The sequence below is a fragment of the Fibrobacter sp. genome (assembly GCA_012523595.1).
Lineage (GTDB): Bacteria > Fibrobacterota > Chitinivibrionia > Chitinivibrionales > Chitinispirillaceae > JAAYIG01.
This window is the reverse complement of the sequence record JAAYIG010000054.1, coordinates 1-22862: the sequence shown is the minus strand read 5'-3', so window position 1 is coordinate 22862 and position 22862 is coordinate 1. Positions and strand designations below refer to the sequence as shown.

Sequence of the window (22862 nt, the reverse complement as noted above, 5' to 3'; positions counted from 1 at the left end):
GTTAATCTCTATCATCTTTCCAACAAACTCCTCATCTCCTATCACCCAGAATTCCGGATTTGAGAAACTCTGACAACCCTTGTTTGCTTTTCTGATTTTCTCTATTATCTCATCATTTCTGCAATAAGGGTCTCCTGATTGAATAAAGCCGCGGAAATTCTCCAGGCTCCCGAAGAGACCTATTATATCCTCCCTGTCGAGAATATCGTCCTTACTACCGTTTACCAGAGCATGATGTCCGCTCCATCTGTACTGATCCATTCCTTTAACGGTGCAGTCTTTACGCCTTACTGGGTTAAAATGAATGTAACGTATTGTTTTCTCGATATGCTCCTTATTTGCCTGAATTATCACAGAGGAAAACCGGCCGAAAACGGTCCCCTTGCGTTTATTAACTCTATTGAAATATTTGGCGAATACAAAGTTAATCCGCTGCATGAATTTGGAGATGGTTTCTTCGCTGGATTGAACTACCAGGTGATAGTGGTCATCCATGATAGACCAGGAGAAGCACTTGAAGGAGTACTTTTCCTTAGCGGTAGAGATCTGTTTGAGCAGGAAGTTCTTCATTTTCTCACTTGAGAAGACTTTGAGTTCAGGAATGCAGGCGGATCTGATTTGGTAGAAGGCGTTTGGGACGGTCATTCTCGGTTTGGTCGCCATGTGTCCTCCTTAGCTTTACAGATACTTATCCCGAGAGTTGTTCAGAGAAAAAAGAGAATAGCAAAAATCGGGGCAGAATTGAGTAATAGATTGATCTCTGAGGTGACCTCACCCCAGAGGTAGCTTTTTGTCTCAAGGCTTAGTCACTGTTTCATCTCTGGGGTAAACAGCTCAGATGGGGAATTCACCACTGACATGAATTATTGCTTAAATGTCCTGTATCACTATTTCATCTCCGAGGAGAGTGCTGAAAAATTTGTGTAAACCTCAGAAAAGGTGGTGTATGGATTATTTTAACCACTTAACACCAATGGAGGTTTACTGCAATGGCCAGAAAAGAACATGGCAACCCATTACTTCGCTCACTTATCAATGAGCGTGGAATCAAGGACTTACAAGGAATCCATGAGTTAGTAAAGGAGCTGACAGGCTCCTTAATTCAGGAGATGCTTGAAGCAGAACTTGAGAATGATCTTGGCTATTCCAAATGGGATTAACGCGAAAAAGACACCACCAACAGCCGAAACGGCTATTCAGAAAAGACCCTGAAAAGCAGCCTTGGAGAGATACCAATTAAGGTTCCCGGGAATTTGAGCCACAACTGGTAAAGAAACACCAGACCGATATATCTGTGATTGAGGATAAGATTCTTTTTTTTTGTACGCACAGGGGATGTCAACCTGAGATATTCAAAAAACGATTAATGAGCTCTACGGGACATCAGTAGATGACACAATGGTATCGCGGATAACAGAAAAAAAGACTTCCGGTGGTTCAGGAATGGCAGCAAAGGCCACTTGAAAAGACTTATCCGATGTTAATTCTTGATGCAATACATCTTAAGGTTCGGGAAGAAGGTGTGGTTGTTACCAAGGCTGCTTACATTGTTATTGGAATAAATAATGATGACTTAAAAGATGTCCTTGGGATTTGGCTTGGAGCAACTGAGGGAGCAAAGTTCTGGTTAGGTGTTCTTAATGAACTGAAAGCACGTGGTGTTGAAGATATACTGATAGCCAGCATAGACGGATTAAATGGCTTTGTAGAAGCCATAGAGGTGGCATTTCCCAGGACTGAGATACAACGCTGCATTATTCATCAGATTCGATCCAGTACCCGTTATGTGAGCTATAAAGACCGTAGAGAGTTTATCAATGATCTGAAACTCATATACAAAGCATCAACAGAAAACGAGGCCCTGAATGCACTTGAAGGTCTTGAGAGCAAGTGGTCCGAGAAATACAGGTTTGCTGTAAAGAGCTGGCGGGATAACTGGAATGAACTTAATACGATGTTTAAATACCCACCAGAAATCAGGAGATTGATATACACCACCAACGCCATAGAGAATTTTAACAGGCAATTGTGAAAAGTGACCAAAACCAAAAGTTCTTTTGTCAGCGATGATGCAGTTATGAAATTATTGTATCTGACGACTATGAAAGTGGTTGGAAAATGGACGATGCAGCTGCGTGACTGGGGACAAATAATCAGTACACTTTCGATTTACTTTGGCGATCGTGTGACAATGAAGAAGTAATGCTGTTAAACCTTGTAGTTCGGCAAGGGAAATCTGTGATCATACTACCTTTTGTCAACCTCTCCCCCATGGGGGAGAGGTTCCCGTTACTGGAAACACTATTGCAATAACATAATTATGTTGTTATTTTATCTGTATTATTTAATACACCTACACTATATACCAGTTTACACAAAAAATTCCGCACTACCTCCGGGGTAAACCCAAATTCCCCCTCCCACCAAAAATTAAACTATTTTTCCTAAACACCCGTTCCTTTAAACATCCTTTGGTCCTCGTCTCATGATAAGATTCATCTTCGACAATCAAAACTCCCCGGCCTTCAATATGGCCGCCGATCTCTTTCTCCTTAGAAAGTGCTCGCAAAACAACCTTGTCTCTATCCGCTTCTACTCCTGGAACCCTCCTTCGATCACCGTTGGTTACATGCAGGATCCTTCGCAAGTCCTCAACATGGATGCCCTTTCCCGAGACAACGTGTCATGGATTAAACGCCCTACCGGGGGAAGAGCGGTTCTGCATTTTGAAGATCTAACCTATTCTTGTGTTTTCTCAAATTCAATGCGCTTAATGGGTTCAACCGTTCAGGAAAGCAACAGTATTATCGCTGATTGTCTCATGGAGGGGCTTAATCATGCTGGTATCACTTGTCAAAGTCACGACTCCTATGATCAGCTCCTTGAGATCAAACGTGAGATAAAACTCCCCTGTTTCCTGGCGCCAAACAGGGATGAAATTATGGTTGATGGAAAAAAACTGGTCGGTTCTGCGCAGCGTCGCACAACAAGCGGAGTTCTTCAGCACGGGTCGATTCCTTTGACCGGATATTTCAGGAGACTGCCTTTATACCTTAATATTTCAGAGAAACAGCAGGAAACCCAGGTACGTCTGTTGCAGAATAAATGCAACTGTATCAATGAGTTACAGCAGAATCTTTCAGAGGATAAACTTGCGGAATTTCTGATGAACGGCTTTATAAAGAAACTCTCACTTTCCTGGATAAGGCAGGATTGGAGTGAAGAGGAACTAAATGAAATAAAATTGATTCAACAATCTCTGGAGTATAAGTGATTCAAAAAGGAAAAAGCAGAAATCTTTTTGCTGCAGGTCAGAGATGGATAAGTGAAATGGAACCCGACCTTGGTCTAGGGGTTGTTGAATCGGTTGATTTTAAAAGGGTCACGATCTCTTTTCATGATGGAGCAACCAGAAGAGTTTATTCCAAAGAAACTGCTCCATTACGTAGAATAATATTCAAACCAGGTGATACGATCCGTTGTGCTGACGGGAGATCCTGTACGGTTAAATCAGTGGAAAGCTCTGAAAACGTTGTAGTCTACTCAACAGATTGCGGTTTGGTTTCAGAAACTCAATTGAGTGGATCAAACATCATTTCTGCTCCTCTGGATCGTCTGCTGGCCGGTCATCCCGACAGTAATCAGGATTTTCGTCTCAGGTCCGATATTCTTGATCTGCGTTTTTCAATCTCTTCTTCTCCGGTTCGCGGTTTTGCCGGGGGAAGAATTGAACTGGTGCCTCATCAGCTTTACATTGCGCATGAAGTCTCCTCCAGGTTTATAAGGAAGGTAATGCTTGCCGATGAGGTTGGACTGGGGAAAACAATAGAGGCATGTCTTATTCTGCACAGGCTTATTATCAGCGGGAGGATTTCACAGGTATTGATTGTTGTTCCTGAACCGATGATAAATGTGTGGTTTGTCGAGCTGCTGAGAAAGTTCAACCTGCTTTTCTCGATTATCAACCCAGGGACTGAAGGTGGTGAGGAATCTTTTTCCAATGTTTCTCTGGCTTTGACAGGGCTCAACACCATCGTTTACAATCAAGATCTCCTTGCCTCGGCGGTTTCCATAAACTGGGATCTTCTCATAGTTGATGAAGCACATCATCTGGTGCAGGGAACACTGCAGTTTTCTGCAATTGAGGCACTCTCATCGAAGTCCGGCGATGTATTTCTTCTTACTGCCACACCGCTTCATTTTGGAGAACGTAATCATTTTGAAAGGCTCAGACTCCTTGACAAATCTCGATATTCCGATTTCCAGGTTTTTTGCAGGGAAACCAGTCGTCACAAAGAAGCGGCTGAGATTACCGGTCGAATTCTTGATGGTAAACCTTTAGGGGAAGAAGAGATAACTTACTTGAAAGAACTCCTTTCATTACCAGGATTATCTCTAAAGGATTTACAGAGCCTTTCATCTGAAGACCGCAGGGAGCTTGTTGCAAAGATTATCGACCGTCTTGGGATCGGCCGTGTACTTTTCCGGAATACTCGTGCGGCGATAGGTGGTTTTCCTGAGCGTGAAGTGGTGATCACAGAGCTGGAGGCCGATGAGATTGTAAAGAAAAATGTTTCTGAGACTTTTTTTGAGGATCTTCTGCGAAGAGGTTCCAGGAAAATCTCTCGCAATGATCCCAGGATAGGCTATATAGCGGACCTGCTGAGAACAACAGGTGAGGAAAAGATACTGGTAATTTGCAGAAGTAAGCACATTGCTGCCGGGATTCAGGAAGAGCTGCTCAGGCTTATAAAAGTCAATGTTGCCCTCTTTCATGAGGGTCTTACTCTTCTGCAAAGGGATAGAAATGCCGCCTGGTTTTCTGAGGAGGATGGGGCAAGAATTCTTATCTGTTCAGAAATTGGCAGTGAGGGAAGGAATTTTCAATTCTCTCATCATCTGGTTCTCTTTGATCTTCCCTTCAGCCCTGAACTTGTGGAACAGAGGATCGGCCGGCTCGACAGGATCGGGCAGAAAAACAAAATCTTTATTCATCTGCCGGTTATTAAAGAAACACCTGATGAGTTTCTTGCGCAATGGTTTCATAGGGGACTGGGTATATTTATGAATACGGTTCCTGCCGCTCAGGAAACATTTGAGCAGTACTACAGGGAAATAAGTTCCATCATTAATGAAAACCGCTTCAGGAATTTCGAAGGTATGGAGAATCTGATTATCCATACCCGGAAAACTGTTGAGGAAATTTCCCTCAGGCTCAGTGAAGGGAGAGACCGGCTTCTTGAGCAGCACTCTTTTCGGCCCTGGGAGGCCTCGAGGCTGGTAAATGCAATAAAGTCGCTTGACAAGGATCAGAATCTGAAATCTCTGATGAAGAGGCTTTTCAAGGTAAGAGGCATACTGGTGGAGGAGTTTCAGGAAGATACCTGGAGGCTTCTCTCTGAGTCACAGCTTGATGAATCGTTTCCGGGGCTTTCTTCCGCAAGGTCAATTGTTACATTTAACAGAGAGAAGGCGCTTGGCAGGGAGGATTATGAATTCCTGACAATAGATCATCCTGCTGTCACGGGGGGAATCGATCTGCTTATAGGTTCCGAATCGGGAAATGCCTGTTATGCGGTAAACAAAAATGATCCAAACCCAGGACTTTTTCTGGAATGTGTTTTTACCATCAATTGTATAGCATCTCAATCACTCTTTGTAAGCCGGTTTCTTCCTCCGGCTGTCATTCGTGTGATGGTTGATAATAAGTATCAGGAACGTACAGATCTGCTGGGAGAAAACTGGTATAAATCTCTTGATGATCTTCCTTCATTTCACCTTATACACAAAGCGGAAATCAGGCAGACACTTATTCCTTCAATGCTTGAGTATTCAAGAAAATTAGCGGAGGAAAAGAGTAAAACTATAATTGAAAAGGCACTTGAGAATGTAAAAAGGGTTCTCGGAGCTGAAGTGGAGCGTCTTGAATCCTTGAGGAAAACAAATGGATCTGTGTCACAGGATGAAATCGAGATGGCTTCAGAAGAACTGATCCGGCTTTACGAAGCTGTTTCCAATGCCTCCGTTGATCTCGACAGCATCAGGCTGATCTGGAGCCCGGGAAAAGGGAGATAATCCTAAGGTCCGGGTAAAAGGTGCCCCTGCATTCAAAAAAAATGGTATTTTAAGTAAGTCTGTACGTATTCCGTTTTAACAAAGGATTGCAAATTGGTTGATCTTATTTCCAGAATGACCGCGACCCCGCTTATTTTCGATGGAGCCATGGGTACGACAATATACGATCGCGGAGTTTTTATCAACACCTGTTTTGATGAACTCAATTTGTCGAACAGCAAATTGATCCAGAAGATCCATAGTGAGTATGTGGAAGCTGGAGCGGATGTGATTGAAACTAATACATTCGGGGCAAACCGTATCAAACTGGCAGCTTTTGGTCTCGCTGCTAAAGTAGATGAAATCAATACTGCCGCAGTCAAAATAGCCAGGAGTGTTGCTGGTGAGGAAAATTATGTTATCGGTTCTGTGGGCCCCTGCACCCGTGCATCTGAAACATTACAGCCATCCAGTATAAGTGAAGTCGAGAATGCCTTCAGAGAGCAGATCACCTCTCTTGTAAATGCAGGTGTTGACGGAATAATACTGGAGACTTTTTCAAAGCTCGATGAGTTAAACCTGGCACTGAAGGCTGCGGGGGGTTTTGATGTTCCTCTTATCGCCTCATTTACTGTTACTGATGAGGGTCTTACCCTGACCGGTACACCTGCAGAAGTCATTGTGGACTCTCTTGAACAGCACAGCAGAGTTCAGGCTATCGGAATAAACTGCGGAACAGGGCCGGCAGGTGCATTCAGCACCCTTGAGAGTGTCATTTCCAGATCTAATAAACCCTTTGTTGTCATGCCCAACGCAGGAATGCCAAAGGATGTAAACGGGCGCATGCTTTATCTGACCAGCCCTGAATATTTTACTACCTATGCCATGCGGTTCATTGAGCTTGGTGCAAGAGGAGTAGGTGGATGTTGTGGGACGACTGCCGCTCATATAAAGATAATGAGCAGGGCGGTTAAAACGATGAGCGGGGTTAAAAAGCATATTCAGGTGAAAACTCATCGTGAAGACACGGTTCAGGTGAAGGTGACTGAACCGATAGAGAAATCCCAATTCGCTAAAAAGCTGCTTTCCGGACAGAAAGTTACTTCTGTTGAACTCCTTCCACCCCGTTCCATTGACATGAGCGGTGTGCTTGAAAAGGCAAGGATGTGTGCTGCCAAAGGGGTTGACGCAATCAATATTCCTGACGGGCCGCGGGCAAGTACCCGTGTTTCACCGATGATCACGGCTATAGCGATGCTGCGGGAAGTCAATATTGAACCGATTCTTCATTATTGCTGCAGAGACCGCAATCTTATTGGAATGCAGGCTGATTTACTTGGTGCCTATGCTGCAGGAATCAGAAATCTTCTGATTATAACTGGTGATCCGCCCAAACTGGGAGATTATCCTGATGCCACAGGTGTTTTTGATGTCGATTCGATCGGACTTACTCAGGCAGTCACAAACATGAATCACGGACAGGATATCGGTGGCAATCCTGTCAATCCTCCTACCAGCATTTTTATCGGTGTTGGGGCAAACCCCTGTGCTGTCGATCCTGACAGGGAGCTGGAGCGTTACAGACAAAAGGTGGATGCCGGGGCGGAGTTTGTGATTACTCAACCGGTTTTCGACGTTGACGCACTTTTCCGCTTTCTTGACAGAATTCAAGGGATCAGACAGATTCCCATAGTTGCCGGAGTGTGGCCTCTTACAAGTTTTAAAAACGCTGAATTCATGAACAATGAGGTTCCCGGGGTTGTTGTGACACCTTCTATTCTTGAGCGGCTTAAAAAGTGTACAACCAGGGAAGATGGTGCAAAGATGGGAACAGAGATAGCCAGAGAGATTATCCAGGCCATCAGCTCACGGGTGAACGGCTTTCAGGTAAGTGCTCCTTTTGGAAAAGCTGAACTGGCGCTTGCAGCTTTGGAAAAGTAGGCATATTTACACACTGCGCTCTGTTGTAATCCTCTACTCTGTGTACAGAGACGGTGCTAAGAGGTATTTTTTTCTTGGATAAAAATTGATCATTTTTAAGGAGGGAGTAACAACTGTTCAACTCCCGGGGAGCAGATCTATGAGAATCTTTTTATCATTGGCCCTTTTTCTGTTTCAGATTATCATCCTTTCAGGTTGCCAGAAAGGTGCCCCCGAAAACAAAATTCAAATTGTTGATGTTTCCTCTGGAGTTAATTACGAGGAGCTACAGGAAAAAGCAGAAAAATTTGTACCTGCAATTGGAAAAAAGGGCGGTCAAATCGTTCTCTCCTCATTCTCTGATCCCAAATCCTTCAATCCTATAACATCAACTGAAAACACCACATCTGAATTTACCGAGTTTCTTTTTGAAGGGCTTGTAAGGGCTAACGGAGTAACTCTTCTTCCGGAACCTAATCTTGCAGATACATGGCAGGTTTCAGATGACGGGCTTGAGTGGACTTTTCATATAAGACCGGGAGTGCTCTGGTCAGACAGTGTGCCGTTCAGCGCTTATGATGTCGAGTTTACTTTTAACGATCTTATTTTTAATCCGGCAATCAATCCCAATTCCTCACGTGATATTTTTCTTGTTGATGGAAAAAAGATCATGGTTAAGGCTCTTGACAGTTCAAATGTCAAATTCACTCTCCCTTTTCCCTATGCGCCGTTTCTCAGGACCATGTCCCAACAGATTCTGCCAAAACATAATTTTTTTCAAGTCGTAAAATCCGGCAAATTCAACACTGCTCTCAGTATACAGACACCTCCGTCATCAATCGTAGGTACAGGGCCGTTTCTTCTCGATTCATATATTTCATCGCAGAAAGTGGTATTCAAACGTAATCCGTTGTACTGGAGAACCGATAGTGCCGGAAACCGGCTCCCCTATCTTGACAGGGTAGTGTATACCATTGTTGCGGACCAGAATGCCGAGCTTCTTCAGTTCAAACGCGGTGAAGTCGATTATCTGGCTGCCAAGGGCGAGGATTTCCCTGGTCTTAAAAAGGATGAGAAGAGTGGTTCCTACACTGTTTACCGTCTGGGTCCGGCTACAGGGAGTAATTTTCTTTTCTTCAACCAGATTCTCGACAGAGACCCTGCGACCGGAAAACAGTATGTCGATAAAGTCAAACTCTCCTGGTTTACTAATGTAAATTTCAGGAAAGCTGTTGCCCATGCACTGGATAAACAGAATATGATCCGTATAGTAATGAACGGCCTTGGGTATCCACAGTGGTCTCCCATGACTCCATCCGAGGGTTATTTCTTCAGTGATAAAACAACCCAGTATCCCTATGATCTGAAGAAAGCAAAAGAGATTCTGGCAATGGAGGGTTTCAGCGACAAAAACGGGGATGGTTACCTTGAGGACAAGGACGGTAACACTGTAGAATTCTCGTTTGTAACCAACAGCGGAAATGTTGTCAGAGCAAGGATTTCTGAAATTATTCGAAAGGATCTCGAGGCTCTGGGAATGAAGATCCATTATCAGCAGCTTGAGTTCAACAGCCTGATTCAGAAAGTCAGCAATCCTCCTTATGAATGGGATGCCATTCTGCTCGGATTGACCGGAGGTGTCGAGCCGCATTTCGGGAGAAATGTCTGGCATTCTTCTGGTACTCTTCACATGTGGTATCCTCGTCAGAAGAAACCGGCTACCGAATGGGAGAGAAGGGTTGACAGCCTTTTTGACGTGGGAGTGAAAGAGCTTGATGTTTCAAAGCGTAAGGTCATCTATGATGAGTGGCAGCAGATCATTTCCGATCAGCTCCCGCTGATCTACACGGTTCTTCCCGAACGGATCTACTGCATTTCAAACAAATTTAAAAACCTGAATCCCTCCCTTAACGGAGGACTGCTTCATAACCTGGAATACATCTATATCGGAGATTAACCAGGGGATAAAGTCACTTTTATGAGAGATGAACTTTTAAGGCGGGCGCTGGTCTCTATTCCTCAGCTTCTGCTCATGTCATTCATTACCTTTCTTTTTATAGATCTGGCACCGGGTGATATCCTTGCCAAATACCGGTTCGATCCCCGGATAAATGCTGAAACTGTAAAGGAGATTGAGGCAAAATACCACTTTGACAAGCCGGTTCTTGTCCAGTACGGTCATTGGCTCATGCGACTGGTGCATCTTGACTTAGGATACTCTTTTTCCCGGGAAGCGGAAGTGGCCGAAGTTATAGCGGAACGGCTGTTTAATACTTTTATCCTTTCATTTTTCTCGATTATATTCACCTGGCTTATAGCCATACCTCTGGGGATCTACGCAGCGGTAAAACAGTATTCCTGGGGAGACAGGATAATGTCGGCTGTCTCTTATTTCGGCATGTCTCTTCCCGGTTTTTTTCTTGCTTTACTTCTGATGTTCCTTGTATATGTCGGCCGTGATCTGCCCCTCATCTCCTCTATTCCAATCGGCGGGATGATTTCTCCAGGGTATGAAAACCTGAGTTTTTTCGGTAAATTCCTCGACCGGGCTGCCCACATGATTTTACCGGTGATAATACTTACAATCGGCGCTCTGGCTGGTCTGCAGAGAATAAGCCGGGGAAATATGCTTGAAGAACTTCGAAAACAGTACATAGTGACTGCCCGCGCAAAAGGTCTTTCTGAGCATCGTGTGATCTACAGACATGCTTTACGAAATGCGATCAATCCGCTTATCACGCTTTTCGGTTTTGAGTTCTCTTCACTGCTCAGCGGTGCCGCGCTTCTGGAAATAATTGTAAACTGGCCCGGATTAGGGAGTCTAATGCTGGCTGCGGTAAGGGCTCAGGATACTTTTCTGGTAATGGGAAGTATGCTTATGGGTGGTGTAATGCTGATTGTGGGAAATCTAATTGCTGATATCCTGCTTGTTATCGTTGACCCGAGGGTAAGGAAAGCATGAGTTTAAAAAACAACAGAGCCGCTGCCAAGTTTTTCAGACATCCGCTTGTGTGGCCGGGTCTGATTGTACTCTTTGTGCTTTATGTTATTATGATCTTTGCCGAGTTTATCGCTCCTTATCATTATGACAATGGTGACAGACAGAACTCTTTTCAGCCGCCAAGCAGAATCCATTTTTTCCACGAGGGGCATTTCTCTTTGCGGCCCTTTGTGTATCCCTACTCTTACGGTTTCAATGAGTACTATGAACGGGTTTACATTGAAGACAAATCCAAACCCTGTCCGGTTCGGTTTTTTGTAAAGGGAGACAGAGTAAAACTCTGGGGTATTATTCCCATAAATTATCATCTGTTCGGAACAGACAATGCGGATGGGTGCCGGTTTTATCTTCTGGGTGCAGATTCTGTGGGGAGGGATCTTTTTTCGCGAATTGTTTACGGCTCGAGGGTTTCCCTTACAATCGGTTTTCTGGGTGTGGCACTGACAGCCTTTTTAGGATTTCTGGCTGGAGGCATATCCGGTTACTACGGAGGAAAAACCGACTGGATGATCATGCGTTTTGCTGAATGTTTCATGCTGGTTCCCTCCTTTTTCCTGATGCTTGCTCTTCGCAGCGCCTTTCCGATGAAACTCTCATCCACACAGGTTTACCTCCTGATTGTAGCTATACTGAGTCTTATAGGATGGGCGGGATTTGCACGGGTGATCAGAGGCATGGCATTATCTATAAGCAAGAGAGATTTTGTTACCGCGGCAAAGGCACTCGGCGCCTCTGATTTCCGCATCATATTTCAGCACATCCTGCCGCAGACACTCTCTTATGCTATAGTATCGATGACCCTTTCCATACCGGCTTACATTCTGGGCGAATCAGCCCTGAGCCTCATCGGGCTTGGGATTCAGGATCCTCAGGCAAGCTGGGGAAATCTGCTTAGCGCGGCAATGAATGTTTCCGATATACAGTATCATCCCTGGATACTCATCCCTGGAATTTTCATCTTCCTTGCTGTGATGGCATTCAATTTCATTGGTGATGGTCTACGGGACGCCCTGGATCCAAACAGGTAATACCCGGTTAGCATACCTGCATTCCTCAGAAGCATTCCATTAAAAATCCGATAGAGACAACTCCAGACAAATTTCTTCATTTATTTATCCTTCTTTTTCAGGGCTGAACTTTGCTTTCAAAAATGAGTTGAATTTTAGGTAAGCAGAGGCACCTTTAAAAATTGAGCTAAAGAGTAAATAGAGTGGCAGCCAATTTGGAATGGAAAAAGATGGTGGTGAAAGGTCATGCCCTTGAGGAGACTTTAAACAGGCTTTCTCAATCTGACTATGACATCTTTTCTGTTCAATACTGCGGATCACAGTGGTGTATTGTTGCCAGGAAAGCAATAAGGGATTTGTCCTGGAATAATGCAATGGATTTCAAGGTATCTGCCGAGGTGAAAAACACATGGAAAAGAAGGTAAAAATAGTAGCTACATTAGGTCCTGCAAGCAGCAGTCCCACTTTGATCAGAAAACTGCTGCTTGCAGGGACAAATGTTTTTCGTCTGAACTTTTCTCACAGCACTCAGGAAGCAGTTTCTGTAACTATTCAGCAGATCCGTGATCAGGCTCGGATGCTCAGTCTGGAGCCGGGCATTCTGGCAGACTTGCAGGGACCAAAGATAAGAACCGGTGTTACAAAAGAGAACAGAATTTTTACTGTTCAGGAGGGATCTCAAGTCAGAATTTCTCCTGAAAGGCTCGAAAGTGATGAGAGAACGATATTTATTGATTTTCCCGAATTAATGCATAAGGTTAGAAGTGGAAGTCTTATTCTTATTAATGATGGTGCAATAAGGTTAAGAGTGGAGCAGATCGAGAAATCCGGAGATATCTTTTGCACAGCATTAAGTACTGGTTCTTACTCATCACATAAGGGAGTCAATTTTCCTGGTATAGATCTGGGAATTCCATCTCTGACTCAAAAAGATATCAATGATCTTAATTATGTGCTGGATAAAGAGATTCAGTTTGTGGCGCTTTCTTTTGTAAGAAATGCAAAAGATATGGAGGATCTCCGGAAGCATGTAACCAGAAAACGCAATGATATCAAGATTATTGCTAAAATAGAGAAGCCGGAGGCAGCGGAAAATATAAACGAGATACTGGAGGCAAGTGATGGAATAATGGTCGCCAGGGGGGATTTGGGAGTTGAAACCACGCCCTATGGAATTCCGGTACTTCAGAAAAAGTTGATAGACAGTGCCAATCAAGCCGGGAAACTGGTGATTGTGGCGACTCAGATGCTGGAATCGATGATTACCAACCGTATACCTACCAGGGCCGAGTCAACCGATGTAGCTAATGCGATTTTAGATGGAACCGATGCAATAATGTTATCGGGAGAAACTGCAGTAGGGGCTTTTCCTGTGGAATCGGTTCAGACCATGTCTCAGATTGCCTGCATTACAGAAAAAAGCGACTATGCTCAAAAAGAAAATGTTGATCTTTCCACAATCGACTATCCTCCACATGCTGTTTGTGAAGCTGCTGCTTACGCCAGTATCGATCTGGGCAGGATTCCTATCTGTATTTTTACCGTATCAGGAGACACCGCCCTCTACTTATCAAAAATAAGGCCCCTGTCTCCACTTTACGCTTTTTCTCCAGAGATTCAAACTGTGCGCCAGCTTTCTCTGGCCTGGAACATCACTCCTTTTTTCCTTAAATTCGCAAATGATATTCCGGGACTTTTGCGGGATGCCGAAGAGATGCTCCTGAAGGCAGGATTGGTCAAAAAAAATGATCTGATTGCCCTGGTAAGTGGTACTACTCCTGTGAAGGGCGCCACGAATTCCCTGCAGATTAAGAGGATTGAGATCTGAGAAGAGATTTTTACTCGGCTTGTAATTTGCAGAAATTCTTTAATGGAAAGTTTTTTGTTTTGTACCTGAATCCTTCAGAGGAGATTCATTTTTCCAGGAGCAAATGTGACTGAAGAATCTGTAATTCTTCTTGTTGAGGATAATGAAAGCCATGCAATTCTGGCTATCAGGGGATTATCCCAGTATCACAAAAAACCCAGAATAGTGCATGTAAGCGACGGAGAGAGTGCTTTGGATTATCTTCTGGGACGAGGGGAGTATTCCCGTCCCAGATCCAATCCACGGCCTCGCTTAGTACTGCTGGATCTTCGTCTGCCAAAGATTGACGGGCTCGATGTATTAAAAGAGATGAAGAGTTCTGAAGATCTTCGGGTTATTCCAGTGGTTATTCTGACAAGCTCCATGGCAGAACCGGATATTGTGCGCTCTTATTACTATAATGCCAACAGTTACCTGGTCAAACCGCTGGACTTTGAGGAGTTTCGGAAGGAGATGCTTTGTGTAGCCAACTACTGGCTGAACTGGAATATTAATCCCTTGTGAAGGCGCAGGATTAACCTTTTAACAGCAGGTCTTGATGAGTCAGCGCCGGAAAAACTTCATTCACAAAAACCTTCTTCTATATCTCCCGCCCCTGCTGGTCTTTCTGGTACTGTCTGCCGGGAACCTGTGGATGTGGTATAAGACAAGACAGATCAGTTGCCGTCTTTTAACTTCTCAGGCTAGATCTGCTGCAGTTCAGATCATCACCAAACTGAACCTTTTGCTCTATGAAAGAGGAAAAGACCTGAACCACCTCGCTTCAATCTGGGTAGAGACCTACAACAGCGATAAAGAGCAGAGATTTGAGGAGGATGCGCGGGGAATCCTGGGAAGAGAACCTGGTTACCGGGAAATAAGCAAAGTTGATTCTGCAGGTAACATTCTCTCGCATATATCCAATTCTCCAGACACTCTGATTTCTGAAGTCAGTTTCGATAAGCATCTTAAGGCTCTCTCAACCGATCAGTTTGAATTGATCTCTTCTCCTGAATCAAAAGAGAGTTTCCTGGCAATTTTCCGTCCGATCCTTTCTGACAGCACAGAGAAGGGAAAATTCTCGACTGCAGTTGTGGGAGTTATGAGATTTGACTCTCTGATGAAACAGCTTGCCCGGGGTTCAATTCCAAAAGAGTTTGCAGCAGAGATAATCATTGATGGAATTCAAATAGATCTTACTGAAAACATGGACGATTTAACTTCCAGGTCTTACTCTATTGCTGATAGATCGGAAATCAATTTTATTGTGGGAAATAATGATGCCAGGATTATCATTTATCCTCCTAAAAAAGGCCTGCTTGCATCTTTGCTTTACCAGAACAGAATCCGGCTGATACTTAATACTATTGCCGCTCTCTTTGCATCATCACTGCTGGCTTTGGCTATCTACAATTTCCTTAAACAGAAACAGGTGATGGCAAAGCTCAGAGAATCCGAAGAAAGATATCAAAGATTGACAGAAAATGCCAAAGACATCATATTCCGTCTGACCCTTCCCGATGGACGATTTGAGTTTATCAGCCCCTCGGTAACTGAAGTCACCGGATATACTCAGCAGGAATTCTATTCAAGACCTCTTTTTTTCAAACAGCTAATGGATCCCGGGTGGCAGAAGAATTTTGAAATCAGATGGAAGGAGATTTTAATCGGTAATACTGCTCCTGCTTACGAATATCAGATTATAAGTAAATCTGGCGAACACAAATGGCTGCATCAGAGCAATGTCATAATTACCGAAGATGGTGTTCCTGTTGCTCTGGAAGGAATCATTACCGATATCACAGCACAGAAAAATGCCACCCATGAAAGAGAGGAACTGATTAAGGAACTGGAAAAGAAAAATGCCGATCTGGAAAGATTTATCTACACCGTCTCTCACGAACTGCGCCAGCCTCTTATCACCATAAAAGGGTTTTTGGGTTATCTTGAGGAAAATGCACAGAAAGGTGAGCAATCGATGCTTCACCAGGATATCGTGCAGATAATCCATGCAACTGAAATTATGCAGCGGCTTCTCAATGATCTCATAAGTCTCAACCGGGTTGGCTTAGCCCCTCAAAAAAAGGAAACCGTAAATATTTATGAGATTGTCAATCAGGCCACAGATCTTTTCAAGGAAAAAATCGCGCAAAGGAATATCAAAATTATTATAGATCCCTTATTACCTGATGTATACGGTTACCGCAGTGAACTGATGGAACTGTTTCAGAATCTTATCGAAAACTCCATCAAGTTTACATCGAATAAAGACCGGCCTGTAATTCATATAGGATTTTCAGGCAGCGGAAAAGAAGTTACCTATTTTATCCGGGATAACGGCATAGGTTTTCACGCCAGGTACAAAGAAAAAATCTTCGGCCTGTTCAACAAACTCCACTCTGACACCGAAGGTACCGGGGTTGGACTTGCGCTGGCAAAAAGAATTGTAGAGCACCATGGTGGATGGATAAGGGCTGAATCAAAAGGACCTGATAAAGGCACTACCATCTACTTTACACTCCCGATCGAACATTCCTGATTCGTTTTTTCCGGTTCTCATTTCCTGCAAAAAAAAGTCCTTTTATGCCTAAAATGGCTAATGTTATTTTTTTGACTCCCGGTGAAGTGGATAAAGCCGGGGCAATATTCTAAGGAGCAAATCCCGTGATAGGGAGTGCAGTAAAAGTCGAAAGGGTCTGTAAGGTCTTTGGTAATTTCAAAGCTTTAAACGATGTTTCCTTTGAAATAAAAAAAGGGGAATTTTTCTCCTTACTGGGTCCTTCTGGTTGCGGTAAAACAACACTGTTAAGAATTATAGCCGGTTTTGAAGACCCCTCTTCGGGATCAGTCTTTCTGGATGACTGCAACGTTATTCCGGTTCCTGCTAATAAGCGGCACGTTAATACAGTCTTTCAGAATTACGCACTTTTCCCCCACTTAACAGTTTTTGAGAACGTTGCTTTTCCCCTGCGCATTAAAAAAACAAAAGAGAGCTCTATCCGGCAGCAGGTAAACGAATATCTCGAACTGGTCAAGCTTCCCGGTGAGGGATCCAAATTTCCTGCTCAATTATCAGGGGGTCAGAAACAGAGAGTAGCTATAGCCCGTGCTCTCATAAACCAGCCGCGTGTATTGCTGCTGGATGAACCTTTATCTGCTCTTGATGCCAAGCTGCGCCAGCACATGCTTATTGAGCTCGACTCTATCCACGATAAAATTGGAATTACCTTTATCTATGTGACCCATGACCAGCAGGAAGCCCTGAGTGTGTCCGACAGAGTAGCTGTGATGAATCAGGGGAAGATTCATCAGATTGGAACACCCTTTGAGATATATGAAAGCCCGGCAGACAGTTTTATCGCGCATTTTATCGGTGAATCCAATTTTATCAACGGAAAAGTTCTTCAGAAAACCGACCCCGAGCACGCCCTTATAGAGGTGGAACATCTGGGAAATATAAAGGTTTACCTTGGCAAAGATCTAAATCCCGGTGAACGGGTTCGACTTACTATCCGGCCAGAGAAGATTCATCTTTCAAAGGAAAGCCCTGAGAAACTCCATGGCGAAATCAATGTGCTGAAAGGCATTGTTGATGAGATCATTTATACCGGATTTCAGAGCAAATACTTCGTCAAAATCTCTGATTCTCTTTTATTCCGGGTTTTCAAGCAGCACAGGAAGTTTTTCACCGATGAGATAGAAGCCAAATGGAAAGATGAGGTGTATATCTGGTGGAATTGTAAAGACAGTTACATAGTGGAGGTTGAAAAGGGGTGAGGAAAAATCCTGGTCCGCTTTATGCCTTGCCGGTAACTGCCTGGATCGGATCCTTTTTCATTGCGCCCCTGGCAATTATCTTTCTGTATAGTTTTATGCGTAAAGGACTCTACGGAGGAGTTCTTTACGAATTCTGCATCGATGCTTACAGATCTCTTTCCAATCCGGTTTTTATCAAAGTCACACTCTCTACTTTTTATATTGCTGCTGTATCCACCATTATAATGGTTTCCCTGGCACTGCCTGCATCCTACTTTATCGCCAGAAGTAAATACAAGACCTTTTTCCTGATACTGATTATTATCCCTTTCTGGACCAATTTTCTCATAAGGATCTATTCCTGGATCGCTATTCTGGGTAATAACGGGTTTCTAAACCATTTTCTCCTCTCTATCGGGCTTATCGATCACAATCTGCAGTTTCTTTACAACAAATACGCGGTCATACTGGTAACAGCTTATACCTATCTGCCTTTCGCGATTTTGCCCCTTTACTCGACTATCGAAAAATTCGATTTCTCGCTGCTTGAAGCCGCAAGAGACCTTGGTGCCACAAAGAGACAGGCTGTTTTTAAAGTGCTTCTTCCCGGCATTCGTGCAGGAATTACCACTGCAGTGCTCTTTACTTTTATCCCTTCTTTTGGTTCTTATGCGATCCCGCAGATTCTGGGAGGAAGTGATTCGCTGATGATTGGAAACATCATCGCCCGAGAATTGACAGTTACCAGAAACTGGCCGCTTGCTTCCTCGATATCGGTTGTGCTCACAGTTATTACAACCGTCGGGGTAATTCTCTTCATGCGTCTTAACAGAAATACCCTTGCAGTAAAAAATGAGAAAAAACAGGAGGAAAGGCTGGCCGGAAATGTCGCGTAAAAGCGTTTTTTCACCTGTAATGTTTTCTCTTGTACTCACATTTTTTTACATGCCGTTATTGATCCTGATTGTTTTCTCTTTTAATGATTCAAAGACGATGTCATGGAGCGGTTTCTCACTGAGGTGGTACCAGGAGCTGTTCTTTAATTCCAGATCGCTGTGGAATTCATTTTTAAACAGTTTGATAGTTGCCGCTTCCTCTGCAACACTCTCCACTATTATCGGAACCCTTGGAGCAATCGGTATTTACTGGTACAATTTCCGTTTCAAAAGGATTCTTCAGGCAGCAACTTTTCTTCCTCTCATTCTTCCTGAAATAATCATTGGTGTTTCCCTGCTTATTTTCTTTGCCGGTATTAAACTTCATCTAAGCCTGTTTACCATCTTTCTGGCCCACACTACTTTCAACATTCCATTTGTTCTTCTTCTGGTTATGGCGAGACTGGAGGAATTTGATTTTTCGATAATAGAAGCTGCTTATGATCTGGGAGCCAGAGAGATTGATGCCTTGCTGAAGGTAATCATCCCTGTTTCTTTTCCCGGAATCCTGTCTGGTTTTCTGATGGCTGTTACTCTTTCTCTGGAAGATTTTGTTATCACCTTTTTTGTTGCAGGCCCGGGATCATCAACACTGCCTCTGCACGTATACAGCATGATCCGGTTTGGTGTTTCCCCTGTAATAAATGCCCTGTCGGTTATTATCATTGCCGGAACCATTGTTCTTGCCGTGTCAACCAGGAATTTTGCAAAATACCTTGTCCAAAGATAAAGGAGCCAAAAAATGAAACGAATTACGGTTTTTATGCTGATTTCAGCGCTTATACTGCTGAGCGGGTGCGGATCAGGAAAACCCAAACTTTACATCTATAACTGGACATATTATATACCCGATCATGTGATCAGGGAATTCGAGAAGCGCAATAATGTCTCTGTTGTCTATGACATGTACGCATCAAATGAAGAGATGTTTGCCAAACTGAAGGCCGGAGGTACCGGTTACGATATGGTTTTCCCGTCTGGCGATTACGTTTCCATAATGATCAGGGAAAATATGCTCGAACCCATTGACTGGTCCAAAATTCCGAATCTTAAAAACCTGGACTCTACTGCTGTATCAAAAGTCAATTTTGATCCGGATTGCCGGTTCAGTGTCCCCTTTATGATGGGGGCAGCTGGAGTGTCTGTCAGCAAAAAGAAAGTAGGAGAGTATCAGACCAGTTGGAAGCTGTTTGAAAGAAGCGATCTCAAGGGAAAACTGACCCTGCTTGATGATATGAGAGAAGTTATGGGAGCCGCGCTTAAATCCCTGGGGTATTCGGTTAATTCAATCAATCCCTCAGAACTGATGCAGGCAAAAGAGCTTGTCATGAAATGGAGAGAAAACATCGTTAAATTCGATGCGGAAGCTTTTGGGAAGGGTTTTGCTGCAGGGGAGTTCTGGGGTGTGCATGGGTATGCAGAAAATGTCTTTCTTGAGCTTGATCCATCGATGCGGGAAGATGTTGCTTTTTTCATACCTGTGGAGGGTGGCCCGATGTACATGGATAACATGGTTATCCTTAAAGGCGCGAAAAACAAAGATCTTGCCTTACAGTTTATAAATTTTATTCATGATCCGGAAATCTACGCCCAGATAGCAGATTTCCTGATGATGCCTTCAATCAATACTGCTGCCAGACAGTATCGCACTAAAACTCCCAATTATAATATTGAGGATCTTGCCAATTCTGAACTGAAGGAAGATCTCGGGGAAAACTTGGAGCTTTACAATAAGATATGGCAGGAAATTCGCGTTGGTAAATAGAATTCTGGAAAACCGGAGCTATGCTTTTTCTGGAAAATCAACAATTGAAGGTTTCCGTTCTGGATCCACTTTCTGACCGTGACCGCCTGGGGTCAAGATATTGTACAGGCGGTTATATATGGCAGATCAGCGGTCCTGGAGGGGTAAATCTCCTTTCTGGTCCTCAATATCCAGATCCGGAGCCCGATAGGTTTGATGGTCAGGGGGCTCCGGAAGTGTTTGAAACGGCTCCGGGTGCTGATAGTGTTCCGGTTGGAGAAGAAGTGCTTGTTATCGGGGTTGGGATGGTGCGTAAAACAAGCCCGATAATTCCTTTTCATGTAAGAAACAATCCGGAAGTGGTGAAATTTTGTTCCTGGAATACTTCTGTCAGCGAAAATGCTGTCTGTATGGAAACAGACCAGAAATTCTGTCTTACATCCCGCTCAGGAGAGTTTCCTGAGGAGTTCGGATTACATCTGGAAAGGACTGTTTCTCTGATAAATCGTCTTGTCTGTTCCAGATCAGGTTTGAAAAACACAGGTAATTGTCCTTTACCTCTTCGTTGGTTTGCTCATCCGTTTTTTCCACTGAATCCGGACTTCTCTTGCTGTAAAATTTCTGTTCCGGTTGATGTGCCTCAGAATAAAGGTTTTTATCTGAATCCTCAGCATGTTATCTGCAGGCACAAGGATTATGAATGGGAAAGGGGTTGTTTTCAGCGGATGAACATCAAAACTGGTGGACCGGTGAAAATTACCATCTTTCATCCTGAAGCCGGGCAGGTTGAAGTGTCTTGTGAATATGCTCTGTCATCCATGCCTGTCTGGGGAAATTCCCGGACTTTTTCTGTTGAACCGTTTTATGACTCCATTCTTATGCCGGGAGAAGCAGTTAACTGGCAGATCAGTTATCAATTTTGATCTTAGGATCAATATACGGATAAAGCAAATCCGGATCTTTTCTATTGAACGGAAAAAAGACAATAATTTGCTCAATTATTGACTCACGTTACGCTTTGGTACTATAATTACTGAAAGATCAGGCCAAAGCCTGGATGAAAGCCTTTACAGATAATGCGCAGAGTTTTTTCCCTTCCATCAACTTCCAGACTTGCGCGGATTGCTGCTGTTGCCGCCATTGCTCTTCTGGGACACTTTATTGCCGAGAAAATGTTCAATGTCCCGGCACAGAGAGACCTTGTTATTATTTTTGGTATCGCTTTTTTCTACCCTGTTCTCCGCCATCCTGTTTTTGGAATCTACCTTCTGTTTTTTATTATGCCATTCGTCCCGTTTTTCAGGCGTCTATATTACCTTCAATATGCCCGTCCTTTAGCTGACCCGCTGATTATCATTGGTGATCTGATAATAACATTCATAATAATTGGTTTGTATTTCGAATTTCGGGCCCGTAAGGATAGTCATAATGTAAACAGAACTTTTAACAACATTGTGATTATTTACTTCTTATATCTCATTCTGCGTACTTTCTTTTTCAATATTCTCCCGGTTACCGATGCAATTTTGCGTTTTCGTCTTTATGGTCCCTCTGTTCTGTTATTCTTTATAGGATCTTATTTCGCAGGTAACACTAATTTGCTTAAGAGAATCTGGCTTCTGTCTTTCTGGATAGCTATTTTTGCAGCGCTTTATGGACTAAAGCAACTCATCTTTGGATATAACGAGGCTGAGCGTATCTGGTTCTCTTCCATCAGTTTCAGCACTCTTTTTATTAAAGGTATTGCACGGCCATTCTCTTTTTTCCAGTCTCCTGCCGCTTTTGCAGATTACATGCAGATAGGTATAATCAGTATTATTGTATTGAGCAACTGGGGAGGCATAAAAATCGGGAAGCTCTTCTTTTTTCCTTTTCTCCCCCTGTTCTTCTATGGCGCTCTGATCACCTCTGTACGCTCCAACTGGATTGGAATTCTGGTTTCACTGTTCCTATGGATATTTGTAATCCAGTTTAAATCTACACGTGCGCGTGTAGGGATGCTTGTCTCGCTGCTTACTGTTTTTGCACTGACTCAGGTTCTGGAATTACACAGCCAGTCGGGACTTGGTCTGCAATCGATATTTAAATTCCTGGGCGGAGGATTGACTCCTCAGTATGCAGATCTGCTTGTAACTGAAAGAGCATCTGCCATTTCAAATCCTTTTGAAGAACACTCTCTCCTTTCCAGAATCGCATTGTGGAAATATCTTTTCATCCTGTCATCCGATCCTATAATGGCAGTTTTCGGAAGAGGGGTCGGAACTCTCAATGCCGATTCCATTTATGTAACATATCTGGCTGAATTCGGGTACCCAGGTGTGATCTTCATTACATTTCTTGTGATCTTTATAATAATCAAAGGTTTTTCTCTTATCGATAAATCAGATTCCCCGGAAATAAGATCTCTTGCCAGAGGAATCACAGTAATGAATATTGTTTTTGCGATTATAAATATTACTGGAACGCATATTCACTCCTTCCCGGGAGATGTTTACTTCTGGTTCTGGAACGGGGTACTTATCAAACTCGAATACCAGCAGAGATCCTCTGCCAGACTGATTGAAGATGAAACTGCTTGTTACAATTGATTTCCCAAAGG

Annotated in this window: 17 protein-coding genes and 1 pseudogene; 17 read left to right on the top strand and 1 reads right to left on the bottom strand. The window is 43.5% G+C overall.

What is annotated here, in order from left to right; all coding sequences use genetic code 11:
* Nucleotides 1-663: hypothetical protein (locus GX089_03140; protein NLP01463.1), on the bottom strand; the 663-nt coding region annotated here is incomplete at its 3' end.
* A 326-nt stretch (nt 664-989) separates the two neighbouring features.
* Here GX089_03140 and GX089_03135 point away from each other — a divergent pair.
* The 17 genes and pseudogenes from GX089_03135 to GX089_03055 all read left to right on the top strand — a co-directional run bounded on the left by GX089_03135 (nt 990) and on the right by GX089_03055 (nt 22851).
* Nucleotides 990-2032 (top strand): annotated as a pseudogene (locus GX089_03135) (IS256 family transposase).
* Between the two features lie 453 nt (nt 2033-2485).
* Nucleotides 2486-3274, top strand: coding sequence for a lipoate--protein ligase family protein (locus GX089_03130; protein NLP01462.1), 789 nt, complete (start codon nt 2486-2488; stop codon nt 3272-3274).
* A complete protein-coding gene (gene rapA / locus GX089_03125; protein ID NLP01461.1) occupies nt 3271-6075 on the top strand; it encodes an RNA polymerase-associated protein RapA in 2805 nt (934 codons plus the stop codon). Before GX089_03130 ends, rapA begins: the two co-directional genes overlap by 4 nt.
* A 114-nt stretch (nt 6076-6189) precedes the next feature.
* Nucleotides 6190-7995, top strand: coding sequence for a bifunctional homocysteine S-methyltransferase/methylenetetrahydrofolate reductase (locus GX089_03120; GenBank protein ID NLP01460.1), 1806 nt, complete (start codon nt 6190-6192; stop codon nt 7993-7995).
* A gap of 139 nt (nt 7996-8134) precedes the next feature.
* Entirely contained in the window at nt 8135-9931 is a 1797-nt protein-coding gene (locus GX089_03115) for an ABC transporter substrate-binding protein (protein NLP01459.1), read from the top strand.
* Nucleotides 9932-9952: 21 nt separating this feature from the next.
* Nucleotides 9953-10936: an ABC transporter permease gene (locus tag GX089_03110; GenBank protein ID NLP01458.1), complete on the top strand. Its 984-nt coding sequence runs from the start codon at nt 9953-9955 to the stop codon at nt 10934-10936.
* Complete coding sequence (locus GX089_03105; protein NLP01457.1) at nt 10933-12003, top strand: ABC transporter permease; 1071 nt, start codon at nt 10933-10935, stop codon at nt 12001-12003. Before GX089_03110 ends, GX089_03105 begins: the two co-directional genes overlap by 4 nt.
* A 182-nt stretch (nt 12004-12185) precedes the next feature.
* On the top strand, nt 12186-12407 hold the full coding sequence (locus tag GX089_03100) for a hypothetical protein (GenBank protein ID NLP01456.1): 222 nt from the start codon (nt 12186-12188) through the stop codon (nt 12405-12407).
* Complete coding sequence (gene pyk / locus GX089_03095) at nt 12392-13810, top strand: pyruvate kinase (GenBank protein ID NLP01455.1); 1419 nt, start codon at nt 12392-12394, stop codon at nt 13808-13810. Before GX089_03100 ends, pyk begins: the two co-directional genes overlap by 16 nt.
* Nucleotides 13811-13915: 105 nt before the next feature.
* The gene (locus tag GX089_03090) at nt 13916-14353 is read left to right on the top strand and encodes a response regulator (GenBank protein NLP01454.1); all 438 of its coding nucleotides are present in this window, start codon (nt 13916-13918) and stop codon (nt 14351-14353) included.
* Between the two features lie 34 nt (nt 14354-14387).
* On the top strand, nt 14388-16367 hold the full coding sequence (locus tag GX089_03085) for a PAS domain S-box protein (protein NLP01453.1): 1980 nt from the start codon (nt 14388-14390) through the stop codon (nt 16365-16367).
* A 125-nt stretch (nt 16368-16492) separates the two neighbouring features.
* Nucleotides 16493-17605: an ABC transporter ATP-binding protein gene (locus GX089_03080; GenBank protein ID NLP01452.1), complete on the top strand. Its 1113-nt coding sequence runs from the start codon at nt 16493-16495 to the stop codon at nt 17603-17605.
* Nucleotides 17602-18480: an ABC transporter permease gene (locus GX089_03075; GenBank protein NLP01451.1), complete on the top strand. Its 879-nt coding sequence runs from the start codon at nt 17602-17604 to the stop codon at nt 18478-18480. Before GX089_03080 ends, GX089_03075 begins: the two co-directional genes overlap by 4 nt.
* Nucleotides 18470-19249, top strand: coding sequence for an ABC transporter permease (locus GX089_03070; protein ID NLP01450.1), 780 nt, complete (start codon nt 18470-18472; stop codon nt 19247-19249). Before GX089_03075 ends, GX089_03070 begins: the two co-directional genes overlap by 11 nt.
* Nucleotides 19250-19261: 12 nt before the next feature.
* On the top strand, nt 19262-20284 hold the full coding sequence (locus tag GX089_03065; GenBank protein NLP01449.1) for an extracellular solute-binding protein: 1023 nt from the start codon (nt 19262-19264) through the stop codon (nt 20282-20284).
* A 20-nt stretch (nt 20285-20304) separates the two neighbouring features.
* Nucleotides 20305-21186 (top strand): hypothetical protein, encoded by an 882-nt coding sequence (locus tag GX089_03060; protein NLP01448.1) that lies wholly within the window; start codon nt 20305-20307, stop codon nt 21184-21186.
* Between the two features lie 153 nt (nt 21187-21339).
* Entirely contained in the window at nt 21340-22851 is a 1512-nt protein-coding gene (locus tag GX089_03055) for a hypothetical protein (protein ID NLP01447.1), read from the top strand.
* Nucleotides 22852-22862 lie beyond the last annotated feature (11 nt).

What these genes read in the sequence shown, in the direction of transcription:
- GX089_03130 (NLP01462.1), top strand. Translation starts at nt 2,486, where the DNA reads ATGATAAGATTCATCTTCGACAATCAAAACTCCCCGGCCTTCAATATG.
- GX089_03120 (NLP01460.1), top strand. Translation starts at nt 6,190, where the DNA reads ATGACCGCGACCCCGCTTATTTTCGATGGAGCCATGGGTACGACAATA.
- GX089_03115 (NLP01459.1), top strand. Translation starts at nt 8,135, where the DNA reads ATGAGAATCTTTTTATCATTGGCCCTTTTTCTGTTTCAGATTATCATC.
- GX089_03110 (NLP01458.1), top strand. Translation starts at nt 9,953, where the DNA reads ATGAGAGATGAACTTTTAAGGCGGGCGCTGGTCTCTATTCCTCAGCTT.
- GX089_03105 (NLP01457.1), top strand. Translation starts at nt 10,933, where the DNA reads ATGAGTTTAAAAAACAACAGAGCCGCTGCCAAGTTTTTCAGACATCCG.
- pyk (NLP01455.1), top strand. Translation starts at nt 12,392, where the DNA reads ATGGAAAAGAAGGTAAAAATAGTAGCTACATTAGGTCCTGCAAGCAGC.
- GX089_03085 (NLP01453.1), top strand. Translation starts at nt 14,388, where the DNA reads ATGAGTCAGCGCCGGAAAAACTTCATTCACAAAAACCTTCTTCTATAT.
- GX089_03070 (NLP01450.1), top strand. Translation starts at nt 18,470, where the DNA reads ATGTCGCGTAAAAGCGTTTTTTCACCTGTAATGTTTTCTCTTGTACTC.
- GX089_03065 (NLP01449.1), top strand. Translation starts at nt 19,262, where the DNA reads ATGAAACGAATTACGGTTTTTATGCTGATTTCAGCGCTTATACTGCTG.
- GX089_03060 (NLP01448.1), top strand. Translation starts at nt 20,305, where the DNA reads ATGCTTTTTCTGGAAAATCAACAATTGAAGGTTTCCGTTCTGGATCCA.
- GX089_03055 (NLP01447.1), top strand. Translation starts at nt 21,340, where the DNA reads ATGCGCAGAGTTTTTTCCCTTCCATCAACTTCCAGACTTGCGCGGATT.